Here is a 2,738-nt window from a genome sequence, read left to right on the forward strand (position 1 = left end):
CTTCTACTGTATATAATGCTTGATCTGCTGCATAATCTCCGCGTAATGGTTTAAAGTTCGCCATAAAGCAACCTCTATCGTTTTTAGCATAAGGTCCTCCCCATGGGAAAGTAGCAGCTTGCAGACCTCCTCTAGCAGCATATTCCCATTGTGCTTCTGAAGGTAACCTGTAACGGCTTACATTATGTATTTTCTTTTGTTTTCTGTATGCATTGTGATATAATGTTCTCCACTCGCAAAATGCTTTAGCTTGTTTCCAAGTTACTCCTACTACAGGGTAATCACTGTAGGCATCATGCCAGAAGTAATCATTATGCATCGGTTCGTTATATGAGTATGCAAAATCTCTAATCCAAGCTGTTGTGTCTGGATAAATTTCAACTTCTTCTTTTACGATAACATCTTTACGTCTTAGACTTCTGTCGTTAGCCGCTTTTTGAATATCCATGTAAGTGTATTGGAACTTAAATTTAGTAACATCCCAAGTACGTTGACCATTATATGATTCTTCTAAAGGAATATACATAGTATCCATTACTTCAACATAGTATTCGTCTGGATATTCAGCAGTATCAAAAATTAAATCCACATCATGGTTTAACTTTCTTCCTTCGTAACCTGTTTCTCCTAGACCACTATAGTTGTCTATCATATACTTTTCATAAGGAGTCATATCTGTTGTATCTGCATCTTTAAATGCAAATTGCCCAATACCATCTGAGTCTGGATCTGTCTCACCAACTTCATCTGCTAATATTGCTAATTTTGTTCTAATAGTAGAATCTCTAACCCACTCTACGAACTGACGGTACTCGCTATTAGTTATTTCTGTTTCATCCATGTAGAATGAGGCAACAGTAACCGTCTTAGCCGGCGCATCTTGAATACCAGCTAAATCATCATCAGCCTTACCCATTATAAATGCCCCTCCAGGCACTAAAGTCATCCCGTAGGGTTTTTCTGGATGCCATTTTTTTCCTTTAACACCTACTAACTGACCCTTATCTTTAGAGCCGCAACTTGCTAAAAGTGCCAAAACTGCCGTTAATAATACAAACTTCTTCATATTCATAGAAAACTCGAGGTTAATTAATTACTCTTAATTTTTTAAGAGCGTAAACATATTTATATATTTTTTAAAAAACAACTTTTTTTGTAAAAAAAAATACATTTAATCGTTAAAAACAAACTCTTTAACGATAGTTGTCTTAATTTCTTTAACATTTAACTTTTTAACTTAAACGCTATTTTTTTGATACGCCTTATACCATCTATCTGGTATCTTGCCATTACACGCATCTATATAATCTTGATGTGTACATGGTAATAACGTATGCTTTTTTAATTTATTATTAACATTTGATAAAAAAGGTATTTCTATCCACCATCTCCCAGTTTTTGTGCTTTTATAAAACACTAGTTCCTGAGAGTCTGCTAATGTAATGAATTTTTGATGATTATTTCCACTTACAAAATCATCATCTTTTACTCTATAGTTAACACCTTCAATAAAATACCATAACATTTGTGCTATAAGCATTGCTGTTACTTCATCGTCATAAGATGGTTTATACTCATATATACCAAATGCTGTTACCTTATTACTTATTCCTGCATAACGCGCAACCGCACATATTTCTTTTCCATTTAATCCATTAGGGGATAGTCTTTGCTTTAAGCTTACTTCTGAGGCTTTAACTGACCCTAAATCTATACTAACAACATTTGCATCTCGCATTACAGGCTCTACGATTGTTATATCGTTTGAAACTTCTCCTAATCTATAGGATTCAAAATATAGAGCTTCCATAAGATCTATTTCTTCTTGCGAATTAAAATAGGTTTGATATCCTAATGTTGCATAATTAAATAGATTATATGGCTGATCTAAAATAATCTTCCCAACAAAACTTGTGTTTTTTATTGGTTTAGCTGAGTCTCCTAAATCAAACTTAGAATCGACATTTACAATATTTACCATTGGAACTAGATTATCGTATGCGCGATATACTGCATAAGTTAAGTCTTGACTCCCACCCAATATAACTGGAATAATATTTTTTTGTATTAGTATACTTACTGTCGTTTTTAATGCAAAGTAGGTATCTTCTACAGATTCACCAGCATTAATATTTCCTAAATCTGCAATATGCGTATTCCAACTTCCTGGAAATAATGCGTAAAACGATTTTCTTACTTCGTTTAACTCAAATGATTCTCCTATATAGTTTACATCGTTTCTATTTTCTAAAACTCCTAGTATGGCTATTGAAACGTTTTCTAAATCTGGAATTCCATCTTGCTGTGAATGTACTCTTAATTTTCTTCCAATAGCTTGCATAGATAAAAGCTCGTTATGAGCTAATACTATATCTGATACAGGAGATAAAAAATTAAAATTCATTTACTATTTTTTCTTTGCTGTTTTCTTCTTTGTTGCCGTTTTTCTTTTAGCTGTTGTTTTTTTCTTGGGAGCGTTTTTCTCTATTATTGCTTTCACTTCTGTTAAAGTAAGTTTTGCTGCTTCTACTGTTTTAGGCAGCTCAATCTTTACTTTACCTTGAATGATATTATGTCTTCCCCACCTTGCCTTCTCTACTCTAATACCTTCTTCTTCCCAATTATGAACAACTTTGTCAATTTCCTTTTGGATCTTTGTTTCTATTAATTCAATAATGTCTTTTTCTGAAAGGTTATCCCAATCGTACTTTTTATTTACATTAATAAACATGTTGTTC

The 2,738-nt window shown here is 32.9% G+C and carries 2 protein-coding genes and 1 pseudogene; all 3 read right to left on the bottom strand.

Going from position 1 to position 2,738, the window contains the following annotated elements; all coding sequences use genetic code 11:
• Window positions 1-1,066, bottom strand: a 1,066-nt coding sequence (gene porK / locus ACVC2P_RS07900) for a type IX secretion system lipoprotein PorK/GldK (RefSeq protein WP_452597938.1), incomplete at its 3' end; no start/stop codon positions are given.
• A gap of 171 nt (window positions 1,067-1,237) precedes the next feature.
• Window positions 1,238-2,404 carry a formimidoylglutamase gene (locus tag ACVC2P_RS07905; protein ID WP_452597939.1) on the bottom strand — a complete coding sequence of 389 codons (1,167 nt, stop codon included), beginning with the start codon at window positions 2,402-2,404 and terminating at the stop codon, window positions 1,238-1,240.
• A 3-nt stretch (window positions 2,405-2,407) separates the two neighbouring features.
• A pseudogene (locus tag ACVC2P_RS07910) lies at window positions 2,408-2,738 on the bottom strand (type I DNA topoisomerase); the annotation flags it as partial.

Source organism: Pontimicrobium sp. MEBiC01747 (genome assembly GCF_053601635.1).

Excerpts from the sequence above, each read along its gene's own strand:
- ACVC2P_RS07905 (WP_452597939.1), bottom strand. The coding sequence starts at position 2,404 with ATGAATTTTAATTTTTTATCTCCTGTATCAGATATAGTATTAGCTCAT.